We start from the raw sequence: 12,027 nt of genomic DNA on the forward strand, positions 1-12,027 counted from the left end.
TCCTCGTAGAACGTGTTCCAGGCATCTTCGCCCATCCGCGAATTCTGCACCAGGGTCGTTGCCCGTCGGTTCCTGCGACCCTCCTGCAGAATTCGGCGACTCCTCAGCGCCGTGATCGCCGCGATTGCGGGCCCGCGGGGAGGCGCGGAGTGGCAGGGTGATACCGGTGGGCGGAACTCCGGGCGTTCGACGCCCGCCGCAGAACCGGTTGCGATGCGCCGCGTCGGCGCTCGGCCGTCCCCGCTTCCGCGATGTGATCTCCGGCCTGGTGACCGGCCTGTTCTCCATCCCGGAGGGCATGGCCTACGCCAGCATCGGCGGCTTCAACCCGGTGGCGGGCCTTTATTCGGGTGTCGTCTCGACGATCGTCGGCTCGATGTTCGCCCGCACCGTGCTCATGGTGACCACGCTGACCAGCGCGCTGGCCTTGACGTCGCAAAGCGTGTTGAGCGCAGCAGGACTCGATCCGACCGACCCGTCGAACATCGCGGCGCTGGTGATCGTCGCCGGCGCGCTGATGCTGCTGTTCGGTCTGCTCCGGTTCGGGGCGATGATGAACTTCGTCTCCAACGCGGTGATGACGGGCTTCACGACCGGCATCGCGCTGCAGATCATCGCCGGGGTCATCCACGATTCCACCGGCTATCGCCCCGCCAGCCACAACACCATCGGGAAGTTCGTCGACGCCGCCGCCCACGCCGGGTCCTGGCAGCTGGCGCCGTGCCTTGTCGCGCTCGGCACCGTCGCGGTGTGGGCGGTGTTCCACTTCATCAAGCCGCTGGAAGCCTTCGCCACCCTGATCGCATTGGTCGTGGTGACCGTCGTCGTCGTCGTGATCGACGTCGAGGTCGAAACGGTGGGGGACATCGCCTCCATTCCGAATGCGCTGCCGCCCTTTCTGATGCCGAACTTCGCGGCAATGCCGGAACTGCTGGCCGGTGGCCTGGCGGTGGCGCTGGTCGGGCTGGCGCAGGCGGCCGGTATCTCGGCGGCGGTACCGAATCCCGACGGCACGCGACCCAATACCAATGGCGATTTCGTCGCGCAAGGCGCGGCCAACCTCGCCGGCGGGTTCTTCGGCGCTCTGCCGACGGGCGGTTCCCTGTCACGCACCGGGGTGGCGGTTTCGGCGGGCGCTCAGACGCGGTGGGCGGGTATCTTCGCCGGAGTATGGCTGGCGGCTCTGGTCGTCGTCGCGGGCTCGCTGGCCGAGCTCATCCCGATGCCGGTGATCGGCGGGCTCATCTTGGTGATCGGCGCGGAACTCGTGGCCGGTCGGTGGGCGGACATCAAGCTGGTGCTGCGCACTGCGCCGCTGTCGGCGGTGGCGATGGTGGTGACCTTCCTCGCGACCACCCAACTGCCGCTGCACACCGCGATCCTCATCGGAGCGCTCACCTCGCTGGTGCTCTACTGCGTAAAGGCTTCGCAGGCAGCAGGACTCAAGGCGTTCGTGCGTATGCAGGACGGCGACTGGCAGATTGCACCGGTACCGGAGCAGGTCGAAAGCGATAAAGTGACGGTGTTGCAGTATTCGGGCGTGGGACTGTTCGCCGAGGTGCCTCGTATCGACGAGGAGTGGCCGCGGGTGACGGATTCGCATCGTGCTGTCGTGGTCCTCGGCATGAGGACACTGCCGGATGTTCCGTCGACGAAGGTGATCAAGTCGCTGCGGCGGTGGGCGCAAGACCTGCGTGACAATGGTGGACGTCTGATCATCGCCGGCGCCAGCCCAGCCACGGCGAAGGTGCTGGCGGCAGGAGGGCTGACCAACGTCCTTGGCGACGACGGGATCGTGCCCGCCAGTGACCGGGTGTTCGGCCCCGTCGAGGAGGCGGTGCGGCGGGGTGAGCAGTGGATCGCGCAGCAGGGTGGCGATGGCGGCTAGCGCTTGACGCAGCGGAACCCGATGTGGCTCATGCCCGTGTCGACCGGCTGTGGGCGGCGTGCGGCCGGTCGGTAGCGCCGACAATACGAGTCCGCGCAGAGGAAGGAACCGCCCTTGACGACTTTGCGCGGCACCTGGAACTGCGGCTGCTGTGGGTCGTAGCTGTCTGCCGCGCAACATGGCTGGTCGTCTCGGGTGTCGCCGTACCAGTCCGTCGTCCACTCCCATACATTGCCCGCCATGTCGAACAGGCCGTAGCCATTGGGCGGGAAGGAACCGACGGAAGTCGTACGGCCGTAGCCCTTCTCGGGCCGCCAGGGGAAGTCTCCGTGCCAATAGTTCGCGAGGTGTACGCCGGGTGGTTCGGGGTCGTGGCCCCAGGTGAATTCGGCGGCGCACAGGCCGCCGCGGGCAGCGATCTCCCATTCCGCTTCGGTGGGTAGCGCCATGCCCGCCCAGGCCGCATAGGCTTCGGCGTCCTCGTAGGCGACGTGGACGACGGGGTGGTCGGCACGCTTGGCGATCGACGACAGCGGGCCTACGGGGTGCCGCCATGACGCGCCGGGTGTCCACGTCCACCACTGGTTGAGGTGCCGCAGATCCACCGGACCCTGAGTGCGGTGAAACACCATCGATCCCGGCTGTAGGTTCTCGGCTGGTGCATCGGGATATGCGGCCGGATCGAGCGGCCGCTGTGCGACGGTGACATACCCTGTGGCGTCGACGAATTCGGCGAACTGGGTGTTGGTGACCTGATACGGCTGGATCCAGAACCCGTCCACGCTGACGTCCCGCGTCGGCGCCTCCTCTGGGTAGTGCGCATCAGATCCCAGAGTCGTCGTCTGCGCCGGTATCCAGACCAGATCGACATCCGTCATACGTTGGCTCTGGGGTGAGGGCGCAGGCTAATCGAAGTTTTACGCCGTGAGCGCAGGGTCAACGCGAAGTTTTCAGCCACTGAAGACGGTCGCCCAGTCGTCACGCATGCTGACCACCGGCCAGCTGTTCTGCTTGGCCAACTCCAACGCCTTGTCCGCGCCTGCGGTGTAGTCGAATTCGCGTTCGGCGTCGTCATGCAACACCAGCAGCCGTAGACCGCGGGTGAACTCGAGCATCTCGATGTCTCCGTTGGAGTTGCCAGCGGCCAAGATCGGCCGACGGCCGGTGCGGCCCCAGATCCGCACCGGCTTGACGGGTCCGTCGTCGAGGAACTCCGGGCGATTGGTGGTGCGTAGGTCGCCGTCGGCGAAATCGAGGCCGACCGAACTGCCGATGACCCGCTCTGGCGGAATCCCGTACATGGACGTGGTGATCGGCCGCATGAAATCACGGCCGCCGCCGGATGCGATGTAGTTGGTGAACCCGTTGTCGTCCAGGTAGCGCAGCAACTCGATCATCGGTGCATAACCGCATGCGGGGTACGGCCGCTTCAGCGTCGGATGTTGGGCCGTGCCGAAGAACTCTTTGACCCGCTCGGCGTGCTCCTCGACCGTCAGCCCGGCAAACGCCGAGAGAATGCCGCCCGCAAGCACTTTCAACTCGGAGTCGTCACCGTTGTAGTGCTTGGTGACGGCGTCGCCGAACCACCCGAGACCACCGGCGGCGGCAGCCTGGTACGGCTGGTTTTCGGCCAATGCAGGGTCGGCGGCGGCCTGCTCGGCCATCCGGCGCACGAGGAAGTCCAGCTGAATGTAGGCCGGTTTCTCGCACCACAGCGTGCCGTCGTTGTCGAATACGGCGACGCGTTCCTCCGCTGGCACATCCCTGACGGTGCGTCCCACGAAGTCGACGATCGCCGACTTCGTGGGCCCGTCGTTCCAGCTTTCCAGCACGGCCAACTCAGCCGCCGACCCGTTCGAGGAAGTCGTGGAGCTTCTCGACCGCATTGGTGATGGTGAACGAGGCCGGTTCGCGTCGCGGCGGGAATTCCTTGAACGTCTCCAGGAACTGGGTGACGACCACATTGGCCATGAACGCGATGTAGTCGTGGTCGAAGAACCAATCCCAGTACGTGTTCGACGTGATGTCGGCGCGTTCGTACGGATCTGTGCGCAGGTTGAAGATCTTCGGTGCTCGCAGTGGCGTGAACGGTTCGAACCAGATCTGCAGCGTGCCCTGACAGCGCTGCTCCATGAAGACGATTTTCCAGTTGTCGATGCGCACACCCAGCACATCGCAGTCGTCGGAGAAATAGATCATGCCGCGCCGGGGGCTCTTGTCGACCTCCCCGGTCAGATACGGCAGCAAGTTGAAGCCGTCGATGTGCACCTTGTACGTCGTGTCGCCGGCCGCGTGGCCCTTCTTGAGCTTATCGACGATGTCCGGCTCGCCGGCCGCCGCTAGGAATGTCGGCAGCCAGTCGTGGTGCTGGACGATCTCGTTGGAGATAGCGCCCGCCGGTATCTTTCCGGGCCAGCGGATCATTTCCGGCACCCGGAAGGCGCCTTCCCAGTTGGTGTTCTTCTCACTGCGGAACGGCGTGGTCGCGCCGTCCGGCCAGGTGTTGGCGTGCGGGCCGTTGTCGGTCGAGTAGATGACGATGGTGTCCTCGGCCAGACCCAGTTCGTCGAGGGCATCCAGCAGCTGACCCACGTTGCGGTCGTGGTCGACCATGGTGTCGTGGTACGGCGACTGCCAGCGGCCCGCCTGCCCCAACGATTCCGGCTTGGTGTGCGTCCGGAAGTGCATGTGGGTGGTGTTCATCCACACGAAAAACGGTGTGTCAGCCTCTTTCTGGCGCCTGATGAAGTCGATGCACGCCTCGGTGGTCTCGTCGTCGATGGTCTCCATCCGCTTCTTGGTCAGCGGGCCGGTGTCCTCGATGCGCTGTTTTCCCACTGGGCCGAACCGTTCGTCGACCTCATCGGAGGACTCCTCGGTGGCCCAGGAGTGCACGACACCGCGCGGCAGCATGTTCGCCCGTAGCTGCGGTGCTTCCTCTGCGGTGGGATAGTCGGGATTCTCGGGCTCCTCTTCGGCGTTGAGGTGATACAGATTGCCGAAGAACTCGTCGAAGCCGTGCGCGGTGGGCAGGTACTTGTTCAGGTCGCCTAGGTGGTTCTTGCCGAACTGGCCGGTCGCGTAGCCCAGCGGCTTGAGCAGGCTGGCGATCGTCGGGTCTTCGGGGGACATGCCGACGTCGATACCCGGCATGCCGACCTTGGACAGACCCGTGCGATACACGCTCTGCCCCGTGATGAACGACGAGCGGCCCGCGGTGCAGCTTTGCTCGCCGTAGGAATCGGTGAACCGCATGCCCTCGCTGGCGATGCGGTCGATATTCGGCGTGCGGTAGCCCATCAGGCCGTCGCTGTAACAACTCAAGTTGGTGATGCCGATATCGTCGCCCCAGATGACCAGGATGTTCGGCTTGCCGTTCGGCATGGCGGCTCCTTGAGTTCGGTTGAACGTCGAATCTCTTACGCGGTCAACGGCAGGTCGGCGGGCCGTCGGATGTAACCCGTTGGTTCAACTTCGACACCCGCACCGGCGGCTGACGAGTCAGGCGCGGAATGTCCGGCGTACATCCCCCAATGTGCGAACGCACATCTCATAGTATTGCGGCGTTGGGCTTCGCTTCCCATCCGCCGGAGCGCGCGGCATAGGCGTCGCGAAGGCATCTCTTTCTCGTCACGGTTAATACGCCTCGTCGCGTCACAGGCCAGTGATGGAACAGCGCTGCTATGGTTACGGAATCGTAGGTTTGTCGCGTCTCCGTTTGTTGGTTTCCGTCTGCGATCACATCGCTAGATGACGGGAGCGCCGCCTATGGTGCAAAGCGTTTCGGACCGTTCGAGCCCGGCCAGGTTGCTGTTGTGCGACCGCGGGACAGCGGCGGGCGCTGTGGACGGTGTCTGGTGGCCTGCCAGCACCGACCTGCGAAAAGTTCTCCCCGACCTGGTCACAGTGCTTTCACGACTGATCGGAGCCGTGCATCGCGTGGTCTACGACCCCATGGTCTGGCCGAATGCTCCGTCGCGGATCATTCGGGGGAATACAGCGGTCGCGGTGGACCCGTACGCCATGGTCGCGTCCGACACGATCTACCTGATGGGCACCCATTCCCGCGACGCCGTGCTCTACGTGCTGGCGCCCTCGAGCCGCAAAGACATCGCCGGCCAACTGCTTCGCACGGTTTCTGATGCCCACGCGCCGATGAGCGCGGACATGCTGAGACGGTTGGTCAACGACATCTCTAACGTCGAACCTGTCAGGGGGCAGCGGTGAGCAGATTCTGCGACACCATGTACGCCAATGCTGAAGCCAGCACCAGGGGCCTGGTGACCGGCGAACCGGTCGCGCCGGTCCGGCACACGTGGCAACAGGTGCACCAGCGCGCACGTCGTATCGCCGGTGGCCTGGCAGCGGTGGGTGTGGGACACGGCGATGGCGTGGCGGTACTGGCCGGCGCTCCTGTGGAGATTGCGCCCACCGCTCAGGCCGTCTGGATGCGCGGGGCCCATTTGACGATGTTGCACCAGCCGACACCGCGCACGGATCTGGTGCTGTGGGCCGCCGAAACGGGTGCGGTGGTCGGCCTCATCGGCGCCAAAGTCGTGGTGGTCTCCGAACCGTTTCTGGTGGCGGCCCCGGTGCTGGCCGAAAGCGGCTTTCACGTCGTCACGATTGCCGAGCTTCTGGCGTTCGACCCGATCGACCCGTTGGACGTCGGCGAGGACGATCTCGCGCTGCTGCAGCTGACGTCCGGTTCGACCGGCTCGCCGAAGGCGGTGCAGATCACGCACCGCAACCTGGTGTCCAATGCCGAGGCGATGTTCAAAGGCGCCGAGTACGATTTGGAAACCGATGTCATCGTCAGCTGGCTGCCGTTGTTCCACGACATGGGGATGACCGGCTTCCTGGTGGTGCCGATGTATTTCGGTGCGGAGTTGGTCAAGGTGACCCCGATGGACTTTCTGCGGGACACGCTGCTGTGGGCCAGGCTCATTGACAAGTACAAGGGCACCATGACCGCAGCGCCGAACTTCGCCTACGCGTTGTTCGCCAAGCGGCTGCGTCGCCAGGCAAAGCCCGGTGAATTCGACCTGTCCACGCTGCGGTGGGCGCTCTCGGGCGCCGAGCAGGTCGAACCCGCCGATGTCGAGGATCTGTGCGATGCCGGGGCGCCGTTCGGGTTACGGCCGGAGGCGATCCTGCCCGCATACGGGATGGCCGAAACCACTGTGGCCGTGTCGTTTACCGAATGCGGTGCGGGCCTGGTGGTCGACGAGATCGACGCCGACCTGCTTGCGGTGCTCCACCGTGCGGTACCGGCGACAAAGGGGCACACCCGGCGCTTGGCGACGCTCGGTACATTGCTGGACGGCCTCGAGGCCAGGGTCGTCGACGAGTTCGACGTCGTCTTGCCCACCCGCGGTGTCGGAGTGATCCAGGTTCGCGGAGAACCGGTTACGCCCGGCTATCTGACCGTGGGCGGTTTCATCCCGGCCCAGGACGAGCAGGGGTGGTATGACACCGGGGATCTCGGCTATTTGACGAAGGACGGCCGCATCGTCGTGTGCGGCCGGGTCAAAGACGTCATCATCATGGCGGGCCGCAACATCTATCCGACCGATGTCGAGCGGGCCGCCTGCCGCGTCGAGGGCGTGCGTCCCGGTTGCGCCGTCGCCGTGCGACTCGATGCCGGACATTCGCGGGAAGGGTTCGCGGTCGCCGTGGAGTCCAACGCGTTCGAGGACGGCGCCGACGCGCGACGCATCCAGCATCAGGTGGCCCATGAAGTGTTCGCCGAGGTCGACATGCGACCGCGCAACGTCGCGGTGCTCGGCCCGGGCACCATACCCAAGACACCGTCGGGCAAGCTGCGGCGGGCCCACGCGCTGTCCCTTATCGGCCGGTAGCTTCAGGTCGGGCTACGCGGAGACGCGCTGCGGCGCTTCGTTCTTCATCTGGTTGAACAGGTCGACGTAGTAGGGCAGGCACTCGGCCATCGCCTGAGCTGTGGTGAACAGCGGCCGGTACCCCAGATCGCGCTCGGCTTTGGCGATCGAGAAGTAGTTGTCGAGGTAAAGGCGTTCCACGCCAAGGGGTTCGATCATCGGCTTGGGCAGGCCGAAGCGGAAGTGCATCCACTGCCAGGCCGTCATCGCCAACCACGCCAGCCGGCCGGGGACACGGATGCTGGGATAGCGCTGGCCGCAAGCTTCCACGACCGGGCGGGAGAACTCGAACATGTTGACCGGCTCACCGTCGTTGATGAAGTAGGCCTGACCGGGAGCCGTCCCGCCCGGCACCAGATGCTCGGCGGCCAGGATGAAGCCGTGAACCAGGTTGTGCACGTAGGAGTTGTCCAGCTTGACGTTCTTGCTGCCGACCAGCACCTTGACGTGACCGGCGAGCACACTTTCGAACACCTTGCGGAACATGGTCTGATCGCCGCGGCCCCAGATCCCGCTGGGCCGAACCGAACACGTCAGCAGGCCGTCAACGCCGTTGGCGGCTAACACGAACTTCTCGGCCACGACCTTGGTCTCGGTGTAGAGGTCGTTGAATCGCTCGGTGTAGGGCAGGGTTTCGTCACCGCCGGAGAGCTTCTTGCCGCCCATCACCACGCTGTTGGACGCGGTGTAGACGAACCGCTTCACGCCCGCACGCTGCGCCGCGCGCACGAGGTTCTCCGTACCGTGCACGTTCACCGCGAAGCTGCGCTGCCGGTACTCCTCGGTGACCGACGCCCCGCCCATCAAGTCGATGATCGCCGCGGTGTGAAAGACGGTGTCGATGCCTGCCACCGCCGCCGCCACGGTGTCGGGGTCGCGGATGTCGCCGTCGAGCACCTCGAGGCGCGGATGCCGGGCCAACGGCGACGGCACCCGGTCAAACGAGCGCACGTGATGTCCGCGGTTCAGGAATTCGGTCACGAGGTTGGCGCCGACGAACCCGGATCCCCCGGTAACCAGCACGCGGCCCAGTTCAGTGGTCAACGCTGAATCGCCCATGGAGAAGAAGCGTAACTGAAACGTGTTACAGTTTCGACCCTTCAATGGCCTAAAATTTGAATCTTCAATCTTCGTCGGTGTCCTTGGAGGCCAGCGCCTCTTCCACTCGCTTACGGGCTCCAGCTAAGTGTTCTTCACAGCGTTTAGCTAGTTCTTCGCCGCGTTCCCACAGTTTCAGCGACGCTTCTAAGTCGAGCCCGCCCTGCTCGAGCTGGTGCACGACGGCGATCAATTCGTCGCGGGCTTCTTCGTACCCCAGTTCACTAATGGGCTTCATTCGACTGTCCCTTCTGGGCCTTCGCTCACCGCCGAAATCGCGCCGTCCGTGACGCGGATGCGCAACCGGGTGCCCGCGGGCGCGTCCGCCGTCGTGCGCAGCACGTGCGTCTCCGGCATGGTCTGCACGACGGCGTACCCGCGCGCCAGCGTCGCCGCGGGCCCCAGCGTAGAAAGGCGCGCGGACAGGTGGCCGATGCGATCGCCCTCGGCGGCCACCAGCCGGGTGATGTCGCGTCGGGCGGCGGCAAGGGTGCGGTGCACCTCGTCGGCGCGCGCGGTGATCGCGGCCAGCGGTTGCGCCAGCACTGGCCGGCTTCGCAACTGGTCCAGTGTGTGCTGTTCGCGGTGCACCCAGTTGCGTAGTGCGCGACTGCTGCGACGGCACAGGTCGGCGATGAGCGCCGCCTCGGCGGCGGCGTCAGGCACGATGCGCTTGGCCGCGTCGGTGGGGGTGGCCGCACGCAGATCGGCCACCAGATCGCACAGCGGGTTGTCGGGTTCGTGGCCGATCGCGCTCACCACGGGCGTCGTGCACTTGGCGATCTCGCGGCACAGCGTCTCGTCGTAGAACGGCAGCAGATCCTCCACGCTGCCGCCGCCGCGGGCGATGACGATGACGTCGACGTCGGGGTCGGCGTCCAACCCGCGTAGCGCCTCGACCACCTGGGGCACGGTGTTGGGGCCCTGCACGGCGGTGTTGCGAACGGCAAACCGCACCGCGGGCCAGCGGTTGGTGGCCACCGAGATGACGTCGCGCTCGGCGTGGCTGCCGCGGCTCGTGATCAGCCCGACCGTGTTGGGGAGGAACGGGATCGGCCGTTTGAGCCGCGGGTCGAACAGCCCCTCCGCGTGCAGCAGCTGGCGCAGGCGCTCGATGCGGGCCAACAGTTCGCCGACACCCACCGCGCGAATCTGGTTGACGCGCAACGAGAACGATCCGCGCCCGACGAAGAAGTTCGGTCGTCCGAGCATCACCACCCGGGTGCCCTCGGTGAGCTTGACGGGCGCGTTGAGCACCAGCTCGCGCGGGCAGGTGATCGACAGCGACATGTCGACCGACGGGTCTCGCAGGGTGATGTAGGCAGTGCTGGAGTTCGGTCGCGTGGACAGCTGGGCGACCTGACCCTCGACCCACACCGTGCCGAGGCGCTCGATCCAGTCCTTGATCTTCATCGATACGGAGCGAACCGGGTACGGGTTCTCCGGCGACTGGCCCTGCTCAGCGTCCGTCATCGTCGCCGGCCCGTCGAGGCGATCACTTGGCCGACGCGCGGGTGATCCTGTTGGCTAGCAGGGTCTGAAACGGTGCGCGCGCCTTGGTGGCTTCCTCGTACGCCAGCAGGGCTTCCAGGTCGGGCACCCGCAGCGACGCCAACCGCGCGCGCAGCTGGGCCAGCGTGAGCGACTCGTAGTCCAGCTCGGTGACGATTTCCGGCGTCCCATCCGATGCGACCGAGACGTTGTTGACCCGGGACTCGGACGCAGGCGTGTCGGGCTCCCCGTGGCTGAACAGCGCGAAACGGCCTTCGGTGCGACGCTCCCCGTCGGAGCCTGCGGAGTCCTCGAGGTCTTCGTCGAACGTCGCCCACTCCGGTTGCTCGTCCTTGGGCGGGAACATCGCATCGAGGGTCTCGTCACCCTTGATGACCAGGTCGGCCACGTCCTGCTGCATCTTCATCACCAGATGCGCGACCTGGCTGGCGACCGTCATCGGATACATCAGGATGGTCTGCGGAAGCTTGCGGGTTTCCTCGATGGCGGTGACCGCTGCCCCAACCAGCAGACGGACCCCATACGGTGCAGTTGCCATGGCCCCCAGCCTACGGCTGGCTGCTGCGCTGGTCTGAGACGGCTGCCGATGCGTACCCTGGGTGCCATGCCGCCGACAATTGACATGGGGATTCCGGGCGTCAGCCAGACGGCAGCGGGCTCGGTGACCGGTGGTGTGACGGGCAAACGGGTGTTGCTGGCCGAACCGCGAGGTTACTGCGCCGGCGTGGATCGGGCCGTCGAGACCGTGGAGCGTGCGCTGGAGAAGCACGGCGCGCCGGTCTACGTGCGCCACGAGATCGTGCACAACCGCCACGTCGTGGAAACGCTCGCCAAGGCGGGCGCGGTGTTCGTCGACGAGACCGACGAGGTGCCCGAGGGCGCCATCGTGGTGTTCTCCGCGCACGGCGTCGCGCCGACGGTGCACGCCAACGCCAAGGAGCGCGAGCTCAAGGTCATCGACGCCACCTGCCCGCTGGTGACCAAGGTGCACAACGAGGCCAAACGGTTCGCCCGCGACGACTACGACATCCTGCTGATCGGCCACGAGGGCCACGAAGAGGTCATCGGCACCGCGGGCGAGGCGCCCGACCACGTCCAGCTGGTCGACGGGCCCGACGCGGTCGACCAGGTGAGGGTGCGCGACGAGGACAAGGTGATCTGGCTGTCGCAGACCACGCTGTCGGTCGACGAGACGATGGAAACCGTGCAGCGTCTGCGCGAACGCTTCCCGAAACTGCAGGATCCACCCAGCGACGACATCTGCTACGCCACCCAGAACCGCCAGGTCGCGGTGAAGGCGATGGCACCGGAGTGCCAGCTGGTGATCGTTGTCGGGTCGGCCAACTCGTCGAACTCCGTGCGGTTGGTCGAGGTCGCGCTGGGGGCGGGTTCAGACACTGCCCACCTGGTCGACTACGCCGATGACATCGACCCCGCCTGGCTCGACGGGGTGACGACGATCGGTGTTACCTCCGGCGCGTCGGTGCCCGAGGTGCTGGTGCGCGGTGTTCTCGAACGGCTCGCGGAGTACGGCTACGGCACCGTGCAGCCGGTGACGACCGCCAACGAGACGCTGGTGTTCGCCCTTCCCCGTGAGATCCGGCCCGCCAGGTCATAACCGCGAGAAGA

General features: G+C 65.9%; 11 protein-coding genes. 4 read left to right on the plus strand and 7 right to left on the minus strand.

Features of this window, described 5'->3' with window-relative positions; all coding sequences use genetic code 11:
- Nucleotides 1-166: 166 nt before the first annotated feature.
- Nucleotides 167-1,888, plus strand: coding sequence for a SulP family inorganic anion transporter (locus ABQE44_RS02775; RefSeq protein ID WP_448428145.1), 1,722 nt, complete (start codon nucleotides 167-169; stop codon nucleotides 1,886-1,888).
- On the opposite strand, the gene ABQE44_RS02780 is transcribed toward ABQE44_RS02775, so the two are convergent.
- The 3 genes from ABQE44_RS02780 to ABQE44_RS02790 all read right to left on the minus strand — a co-directional run bounded on the left by ABQE44_RS02780 (nucleotide 1,885) and on the right by ABQE44_RS02790 (nucleotide 5,272).
- The gene (locus ABQE44_RS02780; RefSeq protein ID WP_448428147.1) at nucleotides 1,885-2,766 is read right to left on the minus strand and encodes a formylglycine-generating enzyme family protein; all 882 of its coding nucleotides are present in this window, start codon (nucleotides 2,764-2,766) and stop codon (nucleotides 1,885-1,887) included. The genes ABQE44_RS02775 and ABQE44_RS02780 overlap by 4 nt on opposite strands.
- A gap of 72 nt (nucleotides 2,767-2,838) precedes the next feature.
- A complete protein-coding gene (locus ABQE44_RS02785; protein ID WP_448428149.1) occupies nucleotides 2,839-3,720 on the minus strand; it encodes an HAD family hydrolase in 882 nt (293 codons plus the stop codon).
- Nucleotides 3,721-3,727: 7 nt separating this feature from the next.
- Nucleotides 3,728-5,272 carry an arylsulfatase gene (locus tag ABQE44_RS02790; RefSeq protein WP_448428151.1) on the minus strand — a complete coding sequence of 515 codons (1,545 nt, stop codon included), beginning with the start codon at nucleotides 5,270-5,272 and terminating at the stop codon, nucleotides 3,728-3,730.
- Nucleotides 5,273-5,656: 384 nt separating this feature from the next.
- Here ABQE44_RS02790 and ABQE44_RS02795 point away from each other — a divergent pair, with 384 nt between their 5' ends.
- Together ABQE44_RS02795 and ABQE44_RS02800 are read left to right on the plus strand one after the other, a co-directional pair.
- Entirely contained in the window at nucleotides 5,657-6,115 is a 459-nt protein-coding gene (locus tag ABQE44_RS02795) for a DUF5994 family protein (protein ID WP_448428153.1), read from the plus strand.
- On the plus strand, nucleotides 6,112-7,749 hold the full coding sequence (locus ABQE44_RS02800; RefSeq protein ID WP_448428155.1) for a fatty acyl-AMP ligase: 1,638 nt from the start codon (nucleotides 6,112-6,114) through the stop codon (nucleotides 7,747-7,749). The genes ABQE44_RS02795 and ABQE44_RS02800 overlap by 4 nt, the downstream gene beginning before the upstream one ends.
- A gap of 12 nt (nucleotides 7,750-7,761) precedes the next feature.
- Here the strand turns inward: ABQE44_RS02800 and ABQE44_RS02805 are convergent, their stop codons facing one another.
- From ABQE44_RS02805 to ABQE44_RS02820, 4 genes are all read right to left on the minus strand, one after another.
- Nucleotides 7,762-8,847 carry a 3-beta-hydroxysteroid dehydrogenase gene (locus tag ABQE44_RS02805; protein ID WP_448428157.1) on the minus strand — a complete coding sequence of 362 codons (1,086 nt, stop codon included), beginning with the start codon at nucleotides 8,845-8,847 and terminating at the stop codon, nucleotides 7,762-7,764.
- A gap of 64 nt (nucleotides 8,848-8,911) precedes the next feature.
- Nucleotides 8,912-9,124, minus strand: coding sequence for an exodeoxyribonuclease VII small subunit (locus ABQE44_RS02810; protein WP_448428159.1), 213 nt, complete (start codon nucleotides 9,122-9,124; stop codon nucleotides 8,912-8,914).
- The gene (gene xseA, locus ABQE44_RS02815; protein ID WP_448428161.1) at nucleotides 9,121-10,359 is read right to left on the minus strand and encodes an exodeoxyribonuclease VII large subunit; all 1,239 of its coding nucleotides are present in this window, start codon (nucleotides 10,357-10,359) and stop codon (nucleotides 9,121-9,123) included. The genes ABQE44_RS02810 and xseA overlap by 4 nt, the downstream gene beginning before the upstream one ends.
- A 22-nt stretch (nucleotides 10,360-10,381) precedes the next feature.
- Entirely contained in the window at nucleotides 10,382-10,936 is a 555-nt protein-coding gene (locus tag ABQE44_RS02820; RefSeq protein WP_448428163.1) for a lipid droplet-associated protein, read from the minus strand.
- A gap of 66 nt (nucleotides 10,937-11,002) precedes the next feature.
- Between ABQE44_RS02820 and ABQE44_RS02825 the strand changes: the two genes are divergently transcribed.
- Nucleotides 11,003-12,016 (plus strand): 4-hydroxy-3-methylbut-2-enyl diphosphate reductase, encoded by a 1,014-nt coding sequence (locus tag ABQE44_RS02825; protein ID WP_448393294.1) that lies wholly within the window; start codon nucleotides 11,003-11,005, stop codon nucleotides 12,014-12,016.
- Nucleotides 12,017-12,027: the final 11 nt, after the last annotated feature.

This window comes from Mycolicibacterium sp. XJ2546 (genome assembly GCF_053483195.1).